Annotated in this window: 13 protein-coding genes and 1 pseudogene; 11 read left to right on the top strand and 3 right to left on the bottom strand. The window is 57.7% G+C overall.

Going from position 1 to position 19,238, the window contains the following annotated elements; genetic code table 11:
- The first annotated feature begins 185 nt into the window (after positions 1–185).
- A complete protein-coding gene (locus tag FJV77_RS20230) occupies positions 186–989 on the top strand; it encodes a hypothetical protein (protein WP_024505378.1) in 804 nt (267 codons plus the stop codon).
- Positions 990–1,514: 525 nt separating this feature from the next.
- Here the strand turns inward: FJV77_RS20230 and FJV77_RS20225 are convergent.
- A complete protein-coding gene (locus FJV77_RS20225) occupies positions 1,515–3,629 on the bottom strand; it encodes a hypothetical protein (RefSeq protein WP_224570035.1) in 2,115 nt (704 codons plus the stop codon).
- 1,348 nt (positions 3,630–4,977) lie between these two features.
- Here FJV77_RS20225 and FJV77_RS20220 point away from each other — a divergent pair.
- The 6 genes from FJV77_RS20220 (at position 4,978) to FJV77_RS20195 (ending at position 10,886) form a co-directional block, all read left to right on the top strand.
- The gene (locus FJV77_RS20220) at positions 4,978–5,307 is read left to right on the top strand and encodes a hypothetical protein (protein ID WP_081714433.1); all 330 of its coding nucleotides are present in this window, start codon (positions 4,978–4,980) and stop codon (positions 5,305–5,307) included.
- Positions 5,308–5,378: 71 nt separating this feature from the next.
- Entirely contained in the window at positions 5,379–5,621 is a 243-nt protein-coding gene (locus FJV77_RS33020; protein WP_224570034.1) for a nodulation protein NopA, read from the top strand.
- Positions 5,622–5,738: 117 nt separating this feature from the next.
- The gene (locus FJV77_RS20210) at positions 5,739–6,629 is read left to right on the top strand and encodes a hypothetical protein (RefSeq protein ID WP_024505382.1); all 891 of its coding nucleotides are present in this window, start codon (positions 5,739–5,741) and stop codon (positions 6,627–6,629) included.
- 232 nt (positions 6,630–6,861) lie between these two features.
- The gene (gene sctV / locus FJV77_RS20205; protein WP_063169272.1) at positions 6,862–8,925 is read left to right on the top strand and encodes a type III secretion system export apparatus subunit SctV; all 2,064 of its coding nucleotides are present in this window, start codon (positions 6,862–6,864) and stop codon (positions 8,923–8,925) included.
- Between the two features lie 53 nt (positions 8,926–8,978).
- Positions 8,979–9,521 carry a tetratricopeptide repeat protein gene (locus FJV77_RS20200; RefSeq protein ID WP_082826568.1) on the top strand — a complete coding sequence of 181 codons (543 nt, stop codon included), beginning with the start codon at positions 8,979–8,981 and terminating at the stop codon, positions 9,519–9,521.
- Positions 9,522–10,415: 894 nt separating this feature from the next.
- The gene (locus FJV77_RS20195) at positions 10,416–10,886 is read left to right on the top strand and encodes a MucR family transcriptional regulator (protein ID WP_024505385.1); all 471 of its coding nucleotides are present in this window, start codon (positions 10,416–10,418) and stop codon (positions 10,884–10,886) included.
- 228 nt (positions 10,887–11,114) lie between these two features.
- On the opposite strand, the gene FJV77_RS20190 is transcribed toward FJV77_RS20195, so the two are convergent.
- Positions 11,115–11,327 (bottom strand): cold-shock protein, encoded by a 213-nt coding sequence (locus tag FJV77_RS20190; protein ID WP_008874821.1) that lies wholly within the window; start codon positions 11,325–11,327, stop codon positions 11,115–11,117.
- A gap of 1,543 nt (positions 11,328–12,870) precedes the next feature.
- On the bottom strand, positions 12,871–13,992 hold the full coding sequence (locus FJV77_RS20185) for a DUF418 domain-containing protein (protein ID WP_063169274.1): 1,122 nt from the start codon (positions 13,990–13,992) through the stop codon (positions 12,871–12,873).
- Between the two features lie 751 nt (positions 13,993–14,743).
- Between FJV77_RS20185 and FJV77_RS20180 the strand changes: the two genes are divergently transcribed.
- From FJV77_RS20180 to FJV77_RS20165, 4 genes and pseudogenes are all read left to right on the top strand, one after another.
- Complete coding sequence (locus FJV77_RS20180; RefSeq protein WP_224570033.1) at positions 14,744–15,202, top strand: response regulator transcription factor; 459 nt, start codon at positions 14,744–14,746, stop codon at positions 15,200–15,202.
- A gap of 244 nt (positions 15,203–15,446) precedes the next feature.
- Positions 15,447–15,879: pseudogene (locus FJV77_RS20175) on the top strand (helix-turn-helix domain-containing protein); the annotation flags it as partial.
- A gap of 619 nt (positions 15,880–16,498) precedes the next feature.
- Positions 16,499–17,158, top strand: coding sequence for a response regulator transcription factor (locus FJV77_RS20170; RefSeq protein WP_024505389.1), 660 nt, complete (start codon positions 16,499–16,501; stop codon positions 17,156–17,158).
- Positions 17,155–18,483: a HAMP domain-containing sensor histidine kinase gene (locus FJV77_RS20165; RefSeq protein WP_063169275.1), complete on the top strand. Its 1,329-nt coding sequence runs from the start codon at positions 17,155–17,157 to the stop codon at positions 18,481–18,483. Before FJV77_RS20170 ends, FJV77_RS20165 begins: the two co-directional genes overlap by 4 nt.
- Positions 18,484–19,238: the final 755 nt, after the last annotated feature.

Below are 19,238 nucleotides of genomic sequence, written 5' to 3'. Positions count from 1 at the left end.
GGGCATGACCTTGCAGCCTCTGCTGGCCGGTGCGTGGCGCAGTCCGAGGTTTTGAGGCCGGCAGTGCGGATTTGATTGGTGCAGCCGTTGGAATGCCCTCGTCAGCTAGTCGTCAACTAAGCGCCCTATGTTGAACAGCCGTGCTAACTTGAGCTCGGTTGCGAAACATAGGAGTACGAATCGTCATGTATGGTCGAATTGGTGGCTCATCCGATAGTTACCGCGCGCATAATGCCGGCGAGCAATCGGATGCAGGAAGCGAAGGGTTCGCGGACACATTTGCCCGAATGCACTTATCCGGATCGGAAGGTAGCGGCGCCTCATCATCGGCGGCTCCCCAAGCATACTCCCTCAATTCCCGACCTCCTGTGGTGGAGATCAACAGGACTTCCTTCAGGAGACAGGTGAGGCAATTTCATGGTGATGAAATCACGCACATCGCCGACAATCCTCAAGAGTATTCGGAGTTCGTATCGTCACGAGCCAGGCGCACCGCGGACGTTGCTCAGCAATATGGCATCCGTCGAGATACGGAGCACGCGCGATATTTCAGTTACCAATTGGGAGACCGGAGTGCCGGACTGCTGAGAATGGAAGGCGGATTCAGCATGAACGAGTTCGAATCGGAAAGTTGGCGGGAACAATTTCCTGGTCGAACTGAGGTCACTTCCATAGTGGATCTTCAAGTCGCCCATCCGCTCGTCGAAAATGCGGGCGATATTCTGCTGGAGCATCAACTTCGGATAGACGGCGACCGACCGTTGCTGAATTGGCGTGCGGCTAATCCGGAAGCACAAGCGCGCGCGCAGACGATGGGGTTTGTTGAAGTGGATCATGGCGACCTGGTGCTTGACCCTACGCAGCATCCCGACAAATGGACGAAGAACAGTGCCGGTGAGTGGCAGCGTGCAGGCAAACCTCCACTCTATCTCCACAAAACCGAGGATAGCGACAGCAGCGATAGCGGGTCCGACGACGATTTCATGTGATTTGTCGACCCGCCGCCGAGCCTTGCAACTGGTGACGGTTGCAAGGCTGTTGGCAGTGAATGCTAATTGTCCGGCGACAGCCCCGCCTTAGCGCCAGCGCCGCCGAGCAATCCAGCCCATCTCCCAGACAATAAACTGCGGATGCGCATCGTGGGTGCTTGCGAGCGGATTGTATTCGGGCCGGAACTCCGCCTCTTGGAACCGAGCTCTCCCGAATCCAATTTTCTCCACCACACCGTTGGGTCGTTGCGATGCGCCGATCCCGATCGGATCGGCTATGCCTGCTCCGCGCTCGCAGGAAGACCTTCCGCCTCGATCTTGGCGGCGCGATCTCGGCGATAAGTTGGATGGGAGGCAAGATACGCCGCCACGTCAACAGCCGGTAACGCGACATCGCAAATCGGCCCTGACGGTAGCCGATCGACTCCAATCGCCGGACCGCAACTCGCGCAGCGGCATTCGCGGTTTGGCCAGGAGAAATGCTCGCTGACTCACAGCGTGGCCGGCCGCATTCTGAGTGCCCTGTCATGCAGCCTGCGCCGACGGGAGCTCGGCACGCGAATGGCGTGGTTGGCGGCCAAGCCCTGAGGTCAACAAGGACTTACAGAAAGCGGGGGTGAGTTTGCCGCGATGAATTATGACCTTCTCGCGACCGGACCTAGCATCGGCTTCCTCTCGCTCTCGATTGTAGCCGCGCTGTTCGTTGGATTTAACGTGGCAAGCGGTGAATTCGGAATCAGCCAGCCCTTCCAAGTTTCTGGCCATGACGGGGCGACTCGTGTGGATGTGCACCCACATCGGGCTCGGCATCGCACCATTGACCAGCATCTTGGGCTGCAGCTTCATCTCAAACAGCTTTCCTGGCTCGCCACGCAGCGCGACCGGTGCCTCCGGCGGCATCAATTCGTCGGCATTGCACAAATGTTCCAGGTATTTTTGCGCCGGAAATGCGTAGGTCTTCATGCAATCAGTCGTAATGCCGGCTTTTCCTTCATTCAATGCGTTGGCCTGTCCCAGCACCATGTTCAGCAACCCTTTGAGCTGGTCTGTGCGTTCGTGCACTTTGGGTAGCTGGGTGGAGGTGAGTAGCAGGCGTACATTACGCCCCTGCAACCCGGCGAGACAGGTTTGCATCTCAATGGCCTGGGCTCGCAGGTACTGGGCCACATCGTCCACGACCTTACCGGCCTCCTCAGGCTTCATCTGGCGCACTTGGGAGACGACGCTTTGCTGACCGGCCAGATCGAACTGCAAAAGTTCGTCCAATCGTTTGAGCCGCTCCGTCAATACCTCCATTGACAACGCGGCGCCCCCGATTGTCGAGCCTGCCCCCGACGAACTCGCAGCCACCTCTTGCGCTCTCACCTGTGTACTCGCAACTTGATCCGAGCGCGCGAGAACCTTGGCTGCTGGCACTGTGCCGGCGTTCGCAGCGACTGGTGTTGATGGCTGCCCGGCGGCAGAAGTCCCGGCGCGAGCTGCCGACTTATGCTTTGACTTCCCTTTCCTTCGCGCTGTAGTGCCTTCTGACACTGCAGCCGTACCAGCAGTGTCAGCCGGTATCGCAGCGCCTGCCCTGGCCGGCATCGCAGCGCCCGCCTGGGCCTGTGGCGCCATGATGGCTGACGGCGGAGACTGCAGGTTCAACAAGTGCATGGCATCGTGCGCAGTGATCCATGCATCGTCCACGATCCGTTCGAACAGTTTCAATGGGAGGCCGGCATCTGGGTAGGTATGGCTTAGCTTGGTATGCACCTCGTGCAACGCCAATCCAAAATCCGAAAGCCGCTCCATGATTTTTTCTACAACCGCGCAATCATGAGCGTTGAGTGTTTTGCCATCATCCATTATGCCCTTCGCCAAAGAGAGGGCGCGAAGAGCTTCTTGAGCGGCGCTTGCCATCAGCTGCACCACTCCATTTCGACCGACGAGGAGTTCCTTCAAATCTGGCTCGAACCTGCTCGCCCGCAGTTCAATCTTGGCCCGCGCAAGACCGATCCGCTCACGGACCAGCCAGATCCTGACACTCAGTACCGAGCCGGCACGCAGCCGCAGTGCGCACCGCTCGGCTTCCCGCATCACGGGCGTTCCACTGGATAGGCTAGCGGTGGCAGCGCAGGCGGATCGCTGCCGTTCGGAGCGCCATGCCTTTTTTTCCCACCACTTAATTGCCGCCGTATGGTGGTTCTCCACATTTAAAATCAACAGCTCCTGCCGGTCCGCCTGGGAGTAGGAGTAGAGTTTATCGACCATACCTGCCGCTTTCTTGGTCTTTTTGTCCAATTTCGTGATCGTCGACAGGCCAAGTTTGTCTACTTCATTCGCGGCGTCGCACACGATCTGGCAACATCTACGCACCTTGTCGTCTGGCATAATTGTCTGCGCCTCAGCCGCAGGCAGGCTAGCGCGGTACTCCAGAATTGCTGAGGCTGCATCGACGACCCCACTGATCAGCTCCACCGCCTCCTCGGGGACGTCGGTTTTCCTGGCCGCAGCCTCGCAATCAGTCAGTTGTTGAACAAGACTGTTCATTCTGAGCTGTGTCGGACTGATATCTTTATTTGACGATGAGCTGGTGCCTTCCACCTGCGCGGTTGATAGTTGGCTACCGACCGGCGCCATGGCTTCGCCCTCAGACATGGAGGGAGAACCGCGCCGCCTTGCGGCTGCGCCACGTGGCGCTACGGTTCCGCGTGGTGGCGCAGCGGCTCCACGTGGCGGTGTGTTCAGGATTTGATCTTCGCCAATCGAGGCGCCTGGCAGACTTTCGCGGGCATCGCCTGGACCGCGCGCAACTGGAAGGGAGGAGGGCCTCCTATCGGCGTCCCCAGAGCGCATCTGCTCCACAACGGAATCGAATGACTGTCCACCTTCTCCCGCAGCAAGACTTGATTGCGAAAGGGAACTGCTCGCCCGCCCCGCGCGGCTGGCTCCAGTTTCAGCCTGCGATTTCCGTGGTCGGCCAATGCCCTTCATATTGCGTCTCCGTAGTAGGCGAGAATGTGCTGCTATTGTGCTGGCGGCTGACGAGACCAGCGGCATCTTTCGGTTAACGTCACGGTCAGCCAGACCCGCGACGGCGTAATGTTCCCGCCAAAGTGCTTCTCAGTAGCAGGCCAAGATTGGCCCGAGCTCACAGGACTTTCGCAACGTTGCCATCGATGTCCTGAGATTATCAGCGCTTCAGTCCGCCGATTTCCAGGAACAGCGAATGAAATCAGACCAACTCGGCTAGCTCCCCTTCCTAGACACGTGCCTGACGATTTTATTGATGCGTCACTCCTCTCGTTCGCCACCGACAAAGTCACACATTTGCTTCAGAGAAGCGTGTGCGTTGCGTATCACGCGGACCATTTCGATCTATAGTTACAAAAAGTGTCGAGACGGGACCTTTGGATCCGAAGGTCAGGCACGGCCGGCCTAGATAGACCGCTTGGCTGACGATTAGCTGACGATGGGAGTTCTCACGAACAGGGCAAGAAAATCCGACCGCTTCAAGCTTTCGATATGGTGAGAAGAGGATCCGCACCGGCCTCCCAAAGCCGGCAGACCATCCCATGTTCGTACGGTCGCCGACCTTCTCGAAGCCAATGAGCTCACCGCGCCGGGCCGTGATGTGCAGGCGAGAGAATGGTGATGCAAAGACCGAGTTCCTGCTCGTTGCGTGCGCCCGTGGAGCCAGCAAGAATACGGTCATTGCGGTCATGCAGCACGTGGACCGTGTCTCCTGTTCGACACCACAGCATCGAGGATGCAAACGAGCTGCTGCGGCTGCCATTCGGTCGCGGCATGCGTGGACGGCGGGATTGGCCGAACAGCCGAGATCGTGGTCGACTGTTCGATGCGAGAGCAACATCCTGCAGAGCATACGTTTTTGCGCTGGCCGGTTTTTGTCAAAAGCCGTCAGGTTCTCGAAAGCTCCCGCCCTTAGCTTGATCGAGGCTAACCTTTAACACGTCGCCGCCAATGGCAAATGCCGGAGTACCTGATGATAGCAGCAATTGGGAGTGGAGTTGGCAACCTCGGGACTTCCTTGATCCGAAAGGGCCATGGGGATTCGAAATCCGAGCATTCTGGTGATGGCAAGCCGGCTGATGGCAATGATGGCAAGCCAGCTGGTGGGAATGATGGCAAGGCAGCTGGCGGGAACGATCGGGCGGATAACCGGACCGTTTCAAATGATCAACTTCAAGACAACTCACAGTCTGCAGCACAAAGTGAAGCCTTCCAAAGTATCCTGCGATCGTTCGCGTTCCAATTCGCGAACGATGCGATGGCTGAGGCCGATGAAGCTTTGGATGACACAGAAGATGCCTGACGCGGGAAATCCGGCGTGAGGTCATACAGGCCGTTATTGACGGCACAACTCCAACAGAAAAAGGAATGATCATGGCTGCAGTTGATAATAATAAAAAATCAGGCAATACCAATACCAGTAGCGCCGGCAATACCGATAAAACTAACAGTGGCACTCCCGGCAATACAAGCGGAGCTGATGCTACTGCTTTTCAGGCGCAAGTGCAGGAACTAACCAATGTTAGCTTGGAGGCGACGAAAAGGAGTGTCCAGTTGCGCACTCTAACGACCAATCTCCAGACCATCAAGAAGGCCGCCGACGAACGCGTTTCGTAATGTCGGAAGCGGGTTTTAGACTGCCCCCTAGCGCGTCTCCTTATTGACGCGACGTAGTCCCGAAATGAGCCGCATGGCAATTGCCATGCGGCTTCTATCCTGTTTGAGAGATGCTCTGTGGATGACGCCGTTTCCCTCCGTTTCGAAGTGCGTTCGGGGCACTATTGCGGTCTGACCGGCAAGACGGATCTTCAAAAGTGTTTAATCGGCAGCGGCTTCGATGCCGATTTGGTCTTTGTCGAGCAGGGACTGGCACCGCATCACCTTCGTGTAACTCTTCTTGGCAAGTCGATCGAACTGGAGGCGCTTGCACCCGGACTCAGTATCGAGGGCAACCGGAATATCGCCGCAGGCCAGTCCGTTGTTGTGCCCCTTCCTGTCGTCCTGCTCGTAGGCGAGATGTCCATTGCTTTGTCCGTGCAGGATGCAGAGCCGCCTGGTTCGACCGGCATACCGCGCCTACCGATCGGTGTGCTCGCCATGGTCATAATCAGCTCACTCGGGATCGGCGCGCTTTCAGGCACGATCTCCTATCTTGGCAATGCAAGTGGATCGAGCCCCAATTCACTTCGGGCTGAAGTCGCGTCCAGAACGATCAGTCACCGCGCTGACAATGAACTTACGGAGGCAGCGGCCCAAGAGCTGCAGGAGGAAGTCGATCGAGCGGGTCTTCTCGACGTCAAGATTGGGTCGGCAAAGGGTGTTGTGACCGCCGAAGGCACCGTCACGTCTGAATCGGTCATCAGTTGGCAGAAGCTTCAGCAATCGTTCGATCGTCGCACCAAGGGTACTCTAACACTGGTGAACGGAGTGCTCATCAAAGAGGAGAAGGCGCCATCCGCAATCGCGGTCGAAGCTGTGTGGCATGGGGTCCAACCATATATTGTCATCGACAGCGAGAAGTATTTTGTCGGCGCCATTTTGGCTGATGGATGGGTGGTCGAACGTATTGAGGACAGCCGTGTGCTGCTGAGCAGGAATGGCCGCATTGCTGCTCTCCAATATTGAAAGCTCGCAGGCCCCATCAAGCAGCACTCTATGGCCAGCCAAACATCCTGTCGCGCTCGGTGCTGACAAGCTGGCTGCGTTGGAAACATTTGCTGCCCAGCCATTTCGCGCCTGCTTGTGGCTCTCATGCAGGGTCACGCGCTGGCCAAGGCTGAGGCGCCTTCGGAGTTCGAAAGCCACGTTTCATGGCGTAACAGCAGAGTAAGTCTCAACCGATTGCAAAGGTGTCTCGATGGCCAACGTCCTGCGTGACTTCATCAAGCGTGCGCCGGCCAGCCCGGATTTAATGGTTGCGTTGATGCTGCTTCTGGCTGTCGCGATGATGGTCATGCCTATCCCGGTCGTGGTGGTCGACGCCCTGATAGGATTCAATATGGGGTTGGCCATACTGCTGATGATGGTTGCCCTGTATGTCAGTACTCCACTTGATTTTTCCTCTTTGCCCGGCGTTATTTTGATTTCCACTGTATTCCGTCTCGCGCTCACGGTCGCAACGACGCGACTGATCCTGGCCGAGGGGGAGGCCGGCAGCATTATTCATACTTTTGGCGATTTCGTCATTTCAGGCAATATCGTGGTGGGTTTCGTCATATTTCTGGTCGTCACCATGGTGCAATTCATGGTCCTCGCGAAGGGTGCCGAACGGGTGGCAGAAGTGGCGGCGCGTTTCACGCTGGATGCTCTGCCGGGCAAGCAAATGGCGGTCGACGCAGAGCTACGCAACGGCCACATCGATGCCAACGAATCCCGCCGGCGGCGCGCCGAATTGGAGAAGGAAAGCCAACTCTATGGCGCGATGGACGGCGCGATGAAATTTGTGAAGGGCGATTCCATCGCCGGGCTGGTGGTTATCTGCATCAACATGCTGGGTGGAATTTCGATCGGCCTGCTCTCCAAGGGCATGTCCTTCGGCGAGGTACTGCATCACTACACTCTGCTGACGATAGGCGATGCATTGATATCGCAGATTCCGGCCCTTCTGCTCTCCATTACTGCGGCGACCATCGTCACCCGTGTGACTGGGACGGCGAGGATCAACCTCGGTACAGAAATGGTCAGTCAGCTCACGGCCAGCACTCGAGCCTTGCGACTGGCGGCCGGCGTCCTGGTTGTAATGGGGTTCGTTCCTGGGTTTCCCCTCCCCGTCTTTCTGATGCTGGCCGCAGTGTTCGCTGCGGTAAGCATTGTCAAGGCTGATGTGCTGGGCGCCGGCACTGCCGATGCGAAAGGTGGAACTGCAGCGGAGCCTAAGCAAGCCGCGCCTGCGAAGGAATTCCCGATCGCATTTTTTCTAGCGCCAGATCTTATGCAGGCGGTCGATCAAGCCGAATTGCAAAAACATATTGGGCGCGTTTCGCTCCTGGTCACAGCCGATCTGGGCATTATCGTTCCTCGCATCCCTGTCTTGGTTGACGAGCAGCTGCCTGAATCGCAATTCCGAATTGATGTCGAGGGCGTGCCAGTCGAACAGGACGCCTTAGATCCAAACCAGATGGCGCTCCGAGCCGATGTAGCGCACGTCGACTCGAGCGGTGTCCCCCTTAGACGTGAGCCGAAAACGGACAGACTCCCGGTTGAACATACCCCTGCAAAGGCCCTTACGGGCGCCGGCACGGAGCATAGGGCTCCCGGCGAACTCCTCGCCTTGCGCGTCCATGCAGCGTTGACCCGCTACGCACCGCGATTGGTGGGCATCCAAGAGACCCGACATTTCCTGGGCCGAATGGAGCAGGAATATTCTGAGCTTGTGAAAGAGGTGCTACGCACGACGCCGATTCCTCGGATTGCCGATGTTCTGCGCCGCCTCCTGGAGGAAGGTATCCCAATCCGCCACACCCGTCTCGTGTTGGAGGCATTGGCCGAATGGAGCGAGCGTGAGCAGAACGTTGCCCTGCTGACGGAATATGTCCGTTCTGGTTTGAAGCGACAGATCTGCCACCGCCATGCCAACACGGAGGGCATCGTGTCCGCCCTGGTCGTCGAGCGCGAGAGCGAGGATGTGATGCGTGGCGCGGTTCGAGATTCGGATGCAGGCCCCTATCTCGCACTGGAGGATCGGCAAAGCGAAGCGATGCTATCACAGATACGTCAGGTCCTTTCGAACGCAGAACCGGGTCAAACCCGCCCTATTCTGTTGACGTCGATGGATGTCCGACGTTTCGTCCGCGGCTTTCTGACGCGAAACGGGGTTGATCTCGCCGTGCTGTCTTATCAAGACCTCGCCTCCGACTTTACAATTCGCCCCGCAGGATCCGTCACACTCCCGCACGGATCGAACAGCGGATTGTTAGAGTAGTCCCACCTTTCCTAACTGAACGCCACGCGCCTCCCCGATAACTGAGAGATAACATGAATAGTAATACAGTTTCTCCATCGCCTATGTTTCTGCGCCGGAACTCACTTCTTTTTGCCGTACTCGCCATTCTGCCTTTGGGCGGTTGCGCCAGCTGGCAAAAGCCGGCTCTTTCCGTGCAGGAGACATCTTCCCCCGAGTTGCTCAGCGCCGATCAAATCGATCCGGCTATGCGCGAACGCATTTTGCGCGAAGTTGGTCAGGATGTTCAAGAGCGGGCTTTGCGGGATGAGGTGAAGCAGCACCCGGACAATGTTGATGCGGCGATACGACTTACAAATGCCTTGGTGGGCCAGAAGCGCCCGCACGAAGCGGTTGAGGTGCTCGACAGCGTCTTGGTTGCAGCCCCAGGAAACGTACGTGCATTGAATGCGAAGGGCGTGATTTTGGACATTGAGGGGCGGCATGACGCGGCACAGGCCCTGTATCGGCGAGCTCTCGAAAACGAGCCAGGCAATCAGATGGTGCAGCATAACTTCAATCTGTCGCTTGCCTTTAACGGCAAGTCCGAACAACCAAGGTTAGCACGATCGCAATAGGTGGGCACAGTGCATGCGCAGCCTGTTCCCCGGCTCGAACACGCGCTCGGCTCCCATCATAGATGGCCCCCTGAAGAGAGCCATATCTATGCAAAACAGTTGCTCCAGATCTGGCCGGCAGAGATCGGCAGGAGAGCCGGATGACATCACGCGGCCACCCGCAAGGCCACCCGCCTCGCTTCGTTGCCAGAGCGCCCTCTCCCTCGCCGGTCACCGTCTCGCAATGCGGCGACCTGGCTTAAGGCGGTCGACCGAGCGCCCGATGCAGTAGCCATGAATACGTAACGCAGCGATGGACCCGCCGGATCGTGTCGCGCTTGTGCTGGCCGTCCCTGCCATTACAGCACGGTGATTGTAGCTGGATCATATTCTAGAGGCATCGATGGTGTGGATGCCTTCGATCCAAACAATCGATTTGTTGAATTCGTCCGCCTGAGGAAATTAGCTGCGGCGATCCGACTTCCGACGCCTGCAGGCGCAAAACCAACAGCGTGAGCGCTGCGGGTCCGGAGGCAGGCTGCAAAGTGCAATCACCAGCGCTGATAAGCGGCAAGTGAAGAATGTATCGCTCGGGCAACTCCTGTGTTGTGCACGGTTGCCCCGCGAGGTGAACTGTAGCAGCTTGGCAGCTCAGCGTTCACGAAAGGAGAAAAGATTTGGGGCCAAGCAAAGACCGGCTTTTTTGATTGTCTTGCTGTATCGCTATGGTGGGGCGGGCGCGACCGCTCCCATAATTCAATACGCTGCCTTTAGCGATGGACGATGACGGGATGCGTCGCCGAGACTTCAATGGTGGAGGAGCAGCGCACCCGTCGATCCATTTGCTTTCAGCGGCAACCGCCACTATGAAGCGACACTTCGCCCAACTGTGTTTCAAGCTGCCCGGAGAAGTTTATGACAGAAGAACCCCACAAGACCGACATCCTCATCGAGCTCACTGCCGATGTTGTATCAGCCTACGTCTCCAACAACCCCGTCCCGGCGGGGGAGCTTCCTGCCCTGATCGCCCAAGTGCACGGGGCTCTAAACGGCACGGCTGGACTCATACCGGCAGAAGAGCCTGTGCCTGTAAAAAAACCTGCTGTCCCGATCAAAAAGTCGATCGAACCGGACTACATCATTAGCCTTGAAGACGGCAAGAAATTCAAATCGCTAAAGCGCCATCTGGCGACGCACTATGGTCTGACCCCAGACGAATATCGCGCCAAATGGGGTCTGCCGTCGGATTATCCCATGGTGGCGCCGAATTACGCCGCTGCGCGCTCCGCCTTGGCCAAGACCATGGGACTCGGCCGCAAACCGAAAGAGCCGGAAGCCCCAGCCACGGCGCCGGCGAAACGGACCCGCAAGAAGGTCGCAGCCTAAATCCGTATCAACAGTCGTTCGGACGCGCAGCAGCCGTTGGCCCAATCTGCGCGGAATCAAAGGGCGGGGATGAGCCCCGCCTTTCCCGTCCAAGAGCCTCATTTCCAGAGTAATTCATGATGGCTCCAGCAATCCCTGCCGCGGCATTAACTTGCATGCTCCGGCCCGGGTTTCGAGCCGTCAATGCGTTCCGGCGATGACGAACCTTGCCAAGGCTTTCCCGGACCGTTAGCCAGCCTTGCTGAGGCTGCCTGCAGAGGACTTTCCCGTGCGGCGATCCTGTTCCACCTCGTAGTTGATCTTCTGGCCCTCATTAAGGGTCGACAGGCCCGCTCGTTCAACAGCGGAAATGTGGACAAAGACATCCTGACCGCCGTTGTCAGGCTGAATAAAACCAAAACCCTTCGTGCTGTTGAACCACTTCACCGTTCCAGTCGCCATATCCATTCCTTTGTAATAAGTCGCAACTTAGGCAGGCCATTCACGCCAGCCTGATTTGTACACGAGACTTTAGGCGCATCAAAATCGGAAAATTGCAAGGCCCACTCGATCGCCTGATCTCCAGCAGCAACTGCAACATATGCGAGGCGCGTGCCAGACGAGGCGTATGCCAGACGTTTCGTCGTGCGCTGTCGCTCGAACGTTGACAGAAACAATGACACACCTTGCAAACTCGGCACATCTTGTGGACGTGCTCGGGTCGCTTCTCGACTGCGATACCCGCTCCTGACCGGGTATCGTCGGCCAAAATGAGAGTTTTTGTCATGTGCCGCCAGACCGAAAGATCAGGCGCGCAGCGACCTGCACATTCAAACCGGAACCCGCGAACCTCGATTAGCTTCTGCCTGCTCCGAAGGGCGGTAGCCTGCTCTGAGGCGGGCCACTGTCGGGTTGAAAACCAACTGTCGGGTTCGGAACCCCAGATTGTCGGCAAGGTACGCGCCGCCCACTGGTTGGCCAAAGGGGCACTGGCTCCTGATCCTGCCGCCATGCTCGCCCGATCTCAACCCGATCAAGACAGGTCTGCTCAAAACTCAAGGCGCGGCTGCGGAAGAAGGCGGCCAAAACTTTCGACGCTCTCTGCGGAACTCTCGGCGATATCTGCCAGCTGTAGGAGCCAAATCAAAAACCATTAATTGCGACAGGTGATTTTATGACATTCATTGCGAAGAGGCCAGAATGAACAGCGGAAGAGAGTAGCAGCTCTCTGGTCGCGGCGAGGTGGATCGTCGACACGATCGGCACCTGGCCCGTGCGGGGATCGCACCGCAGCCAGCACCAGAGCCAGACCTTGACCGCTTGCCTTGCTCAGGCGCCACAACAACGAGTGGCTGGAAGCAGATCCACGTGAACTCAGCGATATCGATCAGACGATGCTTACCCTCATGAAAGCCGATCCCGACGCTGTCCAGCGCCGCGAAATCCTGACCAGCATATGGCGCATCGGATGCCACCGCCTGCACACTCACCATCGACATGCCGGAACTCGGAACCAAAGGCCGCAAGCCTCGCCGGCCTCGGCAAAATGGAGCGGCCGCGCCTTCATCCGGGGCGGCCGGGCCAATGTTCGCCAGGCCCTCTACATGCCCGGCCCTTCGCCCTGCGCTTCAACCCCGACCTCAAGGCAAAATACCAGGCGCTAAAGGCGGCAGGCAAACCCGCAAAGGTCATCATCTTGTTGCGAAAGCTCCTCATCCTAGCAAACGCTCTCCTCAAGGCGCAGCGAAAATGGCCCCTAAAACCCTTGACCGAAACGGATACCTTAGCCTTTCAGGTGAGGCGGGCCGAGATAGACCAACCGCGGGTTTAACTTCGCGAGTTTAAGCTGATTATGCCGATGCAACTCTAGCGCCTGCGCGACCGTTTTAGCTTCCATCAACAAGGCGGCAGGCTGGGAGGAAGTACCCTCCCCTGCCGCGAACAAGCTTTGGACAAAGCCCCACCTTGTCCGTAATGTGATCGGGAGGCCGGGGCGCGGCGGTGCTCAGCGGATGTGACGCGCGAGATCTGCGACCCTACCCATCAGCACTTCCATCGGTCCTCGCTGGAAGATGCGCAGCCAAAGCACCGCAAAAGTGCTGATAACCACAACGAAGCCAAAGAGCGTGGACAGGCTCTCGTCTTTGAAAATGTTTATCTTCATAAGATAGGCTATTCCCGCAATGTGCAGCACATAGGCCGTCAAAGACATCGAGCCGACTGCGATTATTGGCCAGACCAGCTTTCGCAGACGCGGGAGCGCATCCACAGCGAGCATGCAAGCCGCCAAGATGATCATTGCGCAACCGGTGCTGCCCACGATCGAAAGCGTCGTTTCGCTATGAGGTGCGGCTATCCATGACGACTTGACTATAAATGACGACTTGGAAGGCTCAAAAGCGCCGTCAACGTCAGACCACCACAAGGAGGTTTCAGTCAAAGCGCGGGAACTCAGCGCGAGCAAGGATCCCCCATGGCCCAACACGGCCAGCGCGACCCCCGCCAGACCAAGGCGCCAATGCGCTGCTAGCGTATTAAGATTAAGGCGCGCGATGGCCATGCCAGCGATGAGGAAAGGAACCCAGGTCACCGCGGGATAGTAGCCGTTGACCATGAGGTTGAAGACCGGGTCGAGGAGGTTGGGGGCAACCGACAGAAGGGAGGAACGGACTTGCGGGAGAACTAATGCCGTAGCGGCAGCGATCAAGCCCAGCTGATATGCGCTGAGCCGATGGAGCGGCAATACCAACAAGAAGCAAATTCCGTAGTATTCTAGGATGACTTCGACCTGGGTACCGAGGCAGCCCAGGATTGAGCCAAGCGCGAGCAAAACAAGGGCACGAATTGCGACTCTGGCGATGGCCTGTCTACCGGCTATCCCCGACTTCGGCGCCTTGCGACCTGTAATCAGGAGGATTGAAAAACCGGCCAATACGGCAAACAGGGCCGACGGCCGCCCATGGGTTAGTTCCATCAGAAACCCGACTAGTCCTCCTTCGCCGGGGTCGGGACCGAGATGGGCGGCATACATCCCGAAGACAGCCAGGCCCCGAGCGAGGTCGATGCCGACCAGCCGATCTACTACCGACCCATTCCTAGCGTCGGCAACCGGTGCCTTCATTACCATGGTAGATTCCCTTGTTGGGTGTGTGGATCGCGGGAGCCGCGATAGGAGAGCCGGTCGGCTGCTGCCGTCGCCTCGTGAAAGGGTTCAAAACATCGCGCCATCTGGCGCATCGAGCCGGCGACAGAGCTGTTCAGCCATTAGCCTGGGGTAAGAACAACAGATCGGCTCACAAAGCCTGTGTCACGGACCTGAAAAGTGGTGTCGCGGAACCGTCGTTTTTTGCATGATGGCTAAGCCGAGAGATCCACTGCACCGACGAGAGACTCAGCGACGTTAGATATCCGATCAGTACGCCGCGGCTCCGCCGGTGACGATCACCCCGGGTGTCAAGGCCAGGGCGTAAACCTGCCATAATCTGTGGTAGTGCGCCCGCGACCAATCCGTTCGACAAAGCTCGGCGCATGGTCGAGCCAATCATATTCTTCCATGTGGCTGTTGCCTGAAAAACCGAAGACGCCGTTCGCTGGTCCAGCTCCAGACCTCGGCCTGCGTCGGTCATTAGAACCGGCGCGCCTGTTTCCCAAATCAATTTGCTGATGCAGCCGCCGGGGGTCACATTGAGCAAAAGTGCCGAGTTCAGGACGGGTTTCATAGGGGCTCTTCGTTTGGCTTTGTTAACGACCCCTTTCTTGCAAGTTGTAGCTGACAGCAGCCTGAAAGCTCCCCAAATAATTCGCTGCCGCCGGTTCAGCCTATTGTCAGCTTCGACCAATAAGATGGGAGCCTTGCCCTCATACCGGAGCTCGGCAGCATGATGCGAATACTGCTCACTGAAGACGATAAGGACCTTGGAAGTGCTATGCACGATCATTTGGTGGCTGGTGGCCACGCGGTCGACTGGGCCAAGAACCTGTCCGAAGCGCGCGATTATGCAGCTGTGGTCGGCTACGACCTTATTTTGCTCGACGTTCACCTGCCGGACGGCAATGGGATCGACTATCTGCGGGAGCTGATCAAGGAACTTGAATCGGCACCGGTCATCATTCTGACAGCCTGCGATCGGATTTCGCATCGCATCGAGGGCTTCAACGCTGGAGCCGACGACTATTTGGTCAAGCCGTTCGATCTGGGGGAACTCTCAGCGCGTATCCATGCAGTGGCACGTCGCCATGGGCATTTTCCGGAGCCGCAATTTTCGGTTGGGACGCTTTCCATACAGGCAGCCGAGCGACGCCTCTTCCGCGACGGGCAGGAGGTCTACCTGACTTGACGCGGATGGGCGGTGCTCGACTACCGTCTGCCCCAGCCCTGCACGGTCGTTTCAAAAGGGAAGATCGTGGACGCGCTTTTCGGCAGACGGCGCTGATTCATACTCTAAAAGAAAATTCGGCTTCCAGTTGCCTTGGCCATGACTTTCCTTCCCGAGAGATGGGTGACAGTTCATTCCGGATAGATGGGTTACACTTTCGGCCCTTTGCAAGGAGAGCAAGGTGCCTTGGAAGGAGTGTAACGTCATGGAAGAGCGGCTGAAGTTCGTCGCCCGGCTGCTGGACGCGAGAAGATGGCGGTGCTTTGCCGGGAGTTCGATATCTCGCGCAAGACCGGCTACAAGATCCTCACGCGCTACAACGACAGCGGCCTGGAGGGCTGACGGACCGATCGCGGCGGCCCTATCGCCACGCCAATCAGCTTCCGTTTCAAATCGAGAAGCTGATTGTGCGCCTCAAGCAAGACAAGCCGACATGGGGTGCGCCGAAGATACGCGAGCGGCTGGCCCGGCTGTATCCGGATGTGCACCGGCCCGCGATCTCGGCCGTGCATGCCGTGCTCGACCGCCACGGCATGGTCGAGCGCCGCAAGCGCAGGCGCAACAGGGCGACGGGGACACCACTTTCAAACGGCTGTCGCCCTAACGATCTTTGGTGTGCCGACTACAAGGGCGAGTTCGGCAGAGAACACGGCCGGGACAGGGGATCACAAACACTTGACCGTTCCAGACCCTGGCAGTGGCGCATCGATTGACCGTTGGCTCTGTTCGTGGGCACCGAAAATAGGGCCTTCTTGGTCCTCGGCAGAGAATATGGCCCGGACGGGGGATAACAAACACTTGACCGTTCCAGACTCTGGCAGTGGCGCATCGATTGACCGTCGACTCTGTTCGCGAGCGCCGAAAATACGGACGACCCCTATGGTCAAAGTGCACTTCTGACCTGCTAGGCACTGTTCGATAACTGGAGGCACCCGCTACGGTGCCCTCGTATTTAAGACACCTGTCAGTTTCAAGCCTGGACATTGACGCGTGGCGCGGCTGCCATTCGTTGACCGCCACGTCGAATTGCCCGCCAACCAGTGTACAGCCGCCGGTGGTCACATTGAGCAAAAGTGCCGAGATCAGGAGGGGTTTCATAAGGCCTCTTCGTTTGGCTTTGTTAACGACCCCTTTCTTGCAATTGTAGCTGACAGCAGCCTGAAAGCCCCCAGATATTCGCTGGCGCCGGTTCAGCCTACTGTCAGCTTCGATCAATAAGGCAGGAGCCTTGCCCTCATACCGGAGCTCGGCAGCCTGATGCGAATACTGCTCATTGAAGACGACGACGACCTTAGAAGTGCTGTGCACGATCATTTGGTGGCTGGTGGCCACGCGGTCGACTGGGCCGAGGGCCTGTCCGGAGCGCGCGGTCATGCAGCTGTGGCCGGCTACGACGTTATTTTGCTCGACGTTCACCTGCCGGACGGCAATGGCATCGACTATCTGCGGGAGCTGATCAAGGGGCTTGATACAACGCCGGTCATCATTCTGACAGCCCGCGATCGGATTTCGCATCGCATCGAGGGGCTCAACGCTGGCGCCGACGACTATTTGGTCAAGCCGTTCGATCTGGGGGAACTCTCGGCACGCATCCGTGCAGTGGCACGTCGCCAAGGGCATTTTCCGGAGCCGCAATTTTCGGTTGGGACGCTTTCCATACAGGCAGCCGAGCGACGCCTCTTCCGCGACGGGCAGGAGGTCCACCTGTCTGGACGCGAATGGGCGGTGCTCGACTGCCTTCTACGCCGGCCCGGTTCGGTCGTTTCAAAGGGGAGGATCGAGCACGCGCTTTATTCATTCAATTCGGAGTTCGAGAGCAACACAGTGGAGGTTTATGTCAGCCGGCTCCGCAAGAAGATCGGCGGGGATAGAATAGCAACCGTGCGTGGCTCCGGATACAGGCTCGTGGTCACATGACGAACTCGAACAGCATGACGAGAAAGCTGATATCGTGGTTAGGCGGGGCAACGCTCCTGGTTTGGATCGCCGCCCCAACCATTGCTGCGTTCATTTTTTGCAATAATGTAAACGAAAGTTCGGATGACTTGCTCCAGGGGAGCGCAGAGTACAGAGAACCAGAGCTGATCAAGGTCTTGAATGGAAAACACGTTGATCAATACAATAACCACTTGCCAACTTATGAAAAGTACTGGACCTATCGTGAGCAGGTTATTAATAAGTACGGGGTAGTGCTTATTTCTGAACCGGAAGAGGGTCAGCAGCCCTTCCCTGATGCTCCCCTGAGTAACGGCTTTTGGCGAAACGCTGATTACCGCGTCTACACAGAGGAGATCCAAGACGGCGTGTATCATCAGTTGGCCGAACCGCTTGATGGCCGCCGTACCACAATCGCGAAGGGCGCACTTTTTGTCTTCCTTCCGACACTCGTGCTCCTGCCCTTTAGCTTAGCTGTTTGGTGGATCGTGATCCGGCGCTCGCTGCGGCCAATCGAGGTACTGCGACAGCAGATCGGATCGCGCGACGGCGGCAATCTGTCACCAATGGACTTGGGCGATTTCCCGGCAGAGTTGGCTCCAATCGCGGCATCCGTCAATCGGCTTCTCGATCGTCTGCGGGCGGCTCTCGAGGCCGAACGCGAGTTCGCCGCAAACAGTGCGCATGAACTGCGCACGCCGATCGCAGGTTCAATCGCTCAGATGCAGAGATTAGTGGCCGAGCTTCCCAATGGGTCGGCCAAAATGCGTGCGCGCGGCATCGAGCAAGCGCTGTCGAGCCTTGGCCGCCTTGTCGAAAAAGTGCTTCAGCTCGCTCAAGCCGAATCGGGGGTTGGCATGGCGGATCACGCGATCGATCTTGTCCGATCGGTTCGGCTGGAAATCGATGACCTGAGGAAAAAGCCGCAATATGCCGGACGCCTGCATCTTAACGTCGACGGCTGCCCCACTTTGATGCGCAAAGTGGATGTCGATGCGTTTGGGATCCTCCTTCGTAACCTGATCGAGAATGCGCTGATACATGGACTGCCCACTGTTCCGACAACAGTTTCCGTCCAAACTGATGGAACCATCGCTATTGCAAACGCCGGACCGGTGGTGCCCCTCCCCGACCTCGAAGGGCTTACAAAGCGATTTAGTCGTGGTGCTACTCCTGCTGCGGGCTCAGGCCTTGGTCTACATATCGCTAACATGGTTATCCAGCGGATCGGTGGCAGTCTAGAGCTTGCGTCGCCCGCCCGCGGTCGCAATGATGGTTTCGAGGCGATCATACGAATTCCTCAATGACACCGGTGAATTCGACGACAGTTGGACACAGGGCGGATTGCTGGCAAGGCTGCTGACAGGGCGAACTGTACGGCAGTATGTATACGGCGTAGAAATCGTACTTCACACAACGCATTTCGGCCGCGGCAATCAATGCCGCTATCATCGTCTGAGCAGTTCGATCGAAGCGACACGACATGATCGGCAAAATCGAAGGCTCCGCCTCACCGCTCGCTCGATTTCGCCCGGGGAGAAAAAAGGCCATCCGAGAAAGTGCAAGCCGCCGCGCAAAGGCGACGTGTCCAATTGTCTGGGTGCCCCTGTGCGCCGGCCCGATCGGGTTGGCGCAGGTCCAGTAAGGACCCGGACCAACCATTCCATTTAGACGACCGGCAGGTTTTAATCGGCGTCCGGATCGCCGTCCCAAAATGCCCCAAGTATACGGCTAGAAAGGCTGCCAACGATCGAGCTTTGGTCGGAGGCGTGCTTGTCAGCGTCTTGGGTGCTTGACCGGCCTTTGCAATGGCCATCGCCATCGCAAGTATCGTGCGTGGCCAGTGAGACCGCAATTTCATCAGCCTGGAGCCGACCGTATCGGTGCTTTTTTATGATTTAGGGATTTTTCGTTTTCCTCTTGGATCATCACGGGTTTGGAGAGGATCTGGTGTTAAGTGCCATTCGGAGCGCCGGCGAACGGCCCGAAATTAATGTGGTCGAGTGATGAAGCCTCCCGAATGCGTTAAACGAGACCCTTTATGGCGGCCCTGGCTGACAAC

The organism is Mesorhizobium sp. WSM4306, assembly GCF_007003975.1.
GTDB lineage: Bacteria > Pseudomonadota > Alphaproteobacteria > Rhizobiales > Rhizobiaceae > Mesorhizobium.
Note: the sequence above shows the minus strand (reverse complement) of the source record. Positions and strands in the feature narration are given on the sequence as shown.

Coding starts and splice junctions, on each gene's coding strand:
- FJV77_RS20230 (WP_024505378.1), top strand. CDS start 186: ATGTATGGTCGAATTGGTGGCTCATCCGATAGTTACCGCGCGCATAAT.
- FJV77_RS20225 (WP_224570035.1), bottom strand. CDS start 3,629: ATGTCTGAGGGCGAAGCCATGGCGCCGGTCGGTAGCCAACTATCAACC.
- FJV77_RS20220 (WP_081714433.1), top strand. CDS start 4,978: ATGATAGCAGCAATTGGGAGTGGAGTTGGCAACCTCGGGACTTCCTTG.
- FJV77_RS33020 (WP_224570034.1), top strand. CDS start 5,379: ATGGCTGCAGTTGATAATAATAAAAAATCAGGCAATACCAATACCAGT.
- sctV (WP_063169272.1), top strand. CDS start 6,862: ATGGCCAACGTCCTGCGTGACTTCATCAAGCGTGCGCCGGCCAGCCCG.
- FJV77_RS20200 (WP_082826568.1), top strand. CDS start 8,979: ATGAATAGTAATACAGTTTCTCCATCGCCTATGTTTCTGCGCCGGAAC.
- FJV77_RS20195 (WP_024505385.1), top strand. CDS start 10,416: ATGACAGAAGAACCCCACAAGACCGACATCCTCATCGAGCTCACTGCC.
- FJV77_RS20190 (WP_008874821.1), bottom strand. CDS start 11,327: ATGGCGACTGGAACGGTGAAGTGGTTCAACAGCACGAAGGGTTTTGGT.
- FJV77_RS20185 (WP_063169274.1), bottom strand. CDS start 13,992: ATGGTAATGAAGGCACCGGTTGCCGACGCTAGGAATGGGTCGGTAGTA.
- FJV77_RS20180 (WP_224570033.1), top strand. CDS start 14,744: ATGATGCGAATACTGCTCACTGAAGACGATAAGGACCTTGGAAGTGCT.
- FJV77_RS20170 (WP_024505389.1), top strand. CDS start 16,499: ATGCGAATACTGCTCATTGAAGACGACGACGACCTTAGAAGTGCTGTG.
- FJV77_RS20165 (WP_063169275.1), top strand. CDS start 17,155: ATGACGAACTCGAACAGCATGACGAGAAAGCTGATATCGTGGTTAGGC.